We start from the raw sequence: 1,463 nt of genomic DNA on the forward strand, positions 1-1,463 counted from the left end.
GCGGCGGCTTCGAGCCATTCGCTGACGAGGGGCTGGCGCTCGCCATCTCCCTTGATGTCCTGGCGCGTCATGTCGGCGCCGACCTGGGCCGGTGTCTGCAAGGTGGTTTTGCGCTCCCAGTTGGGAACTGCAGTTCGCAGATTCCCGTACATCCAGCGGAACTCCTTTTGCAGGAATTCGTTGTCCTGGTCGTCCCAGACAAAGGGCCGCACTGGATCGACCCGCTCGCGACGGGCGAGCACGAAAAGGGCCGATGCATCTGGCATCTCGGGAATGTAATGCCCATCCCTCAGCAAATTAGGTGTGCCGGGAAGACGGTTCGAATCGCGCGTGCCCATGCTGTCTTCGGAGTTCAGGACAATGTACGGGACATCCGGGTGGGCGTCGAAAAAGGCGAATACGTCTTCGAGAATGCGGTCTGGTTGCTCATCGAAGCGGCGCGGACCGACCACGAACAGGTGCCACGCCATGCCGGACATGATCGCTCCACCGGCCAGTCCGGATAATGGCATTTCCGGCTTGTCGCTCCACTCCAAATTTTGGTTAGGAGGTTCTGCATTGAAAACCGGCACTCCGTAATACATTGGCGTAAACTGCGCACCATTTTCAAGCGTATCGCCGCCGCGCCCGCCGCCTGTGCCAGCCTTGTCGAGTGCGGTCCAATCGTACTTCTTCGGATCCTGCTCGCGGATCGTCGCATGCGGGTTACCGGCCTGCAGCGCCTCCCATAGCTTGCCCTGCCGGTATTTGTCCAGGGTGACGCCCATCCCAATCACTTCCAGCACGTATTCGCGCCGTTGCTGCTCGCTTTGCGCCGCCTGCTGGACCGGGACCGCTACGTCTTTCTGCGTGGCTTGTTCGTTCTTTGAGGCTCGGACCCAGTGGGTGCCGAACAGCGCGCCAACGGCAATGACCGGCCCCACCACCCACCACAAGATTCGGTTGCCCATCGTTTGCTCCTGAATAGTCAAGCTCTCTGGTTCGATGACCGTCATCACGAAGACCGTCCACAAAGGAATCAGGACGATGAGCGCGAGAATGGTTCCGATCACATATTTCGCTAAATGAATTCGTGCTTTGCCGGCCATGCTGCTCATCTTGCCCCCTTCTTTCCGCCCTTCGAGTCAGCCGATGCCGCTGAGGCGACGACACTGTCGCCGGCCACCGTCTCGCAGACGACAAGGCTCGGCAAGCCCCTATGCAGCGCTGGCACACAGGCCGGCAGTTTGCCCTTGCTGTAATACGTGGCGTTACCCTGAATGAGTTCTTTCCGCTCGGGCTTTTCAACGTTCCAGTACCCACTGAATATCTCGATAAATTGTTTCCATTGCAAGATAGATGGCCGTTTCGCAGTTGGATCCATCTGCAACCGCCAATCCGCCACCGCGCACAAATACGCATAAAACTGCGGATCACTCGACGCCAATCCTCCGCCGATGGCCAGGTCATATGCCGTTACATTG

2 protein-coding genes are annotated in these 1,463 nt (G+C 58.6%); both read right to left on the reverse strand.

All coding sequences use genetic code 11. From position 1 onward, the window contains the following. The coding region (locus RT688_RS23725; RefSeq protein WP_313707276.1) for a DUF2875 family protein at nucleotides 1–1,097 on the reverse strand (1,097 nt) is incomplete at its 3' end. Next, a partial coding sequence (locus RT688_RS23730) for a DUF3274 domain-containing protein (protein WP_313707277.1) occupies nucleotides 1,094–1,463 on the reverse strand: 370 nt, incomplete at its 5' end. The genes RT688_RS23725 and RT688_RS23730, both read right to left, overlap by 4 nt.

The organism is Massilia sp. (assembly GCF_032106685.1).
GTDB lineage: Bacteria > Pseudomonadota > Gammaproteobacteria > Burkholderiales > Burkholderiaceae_D > Telluria.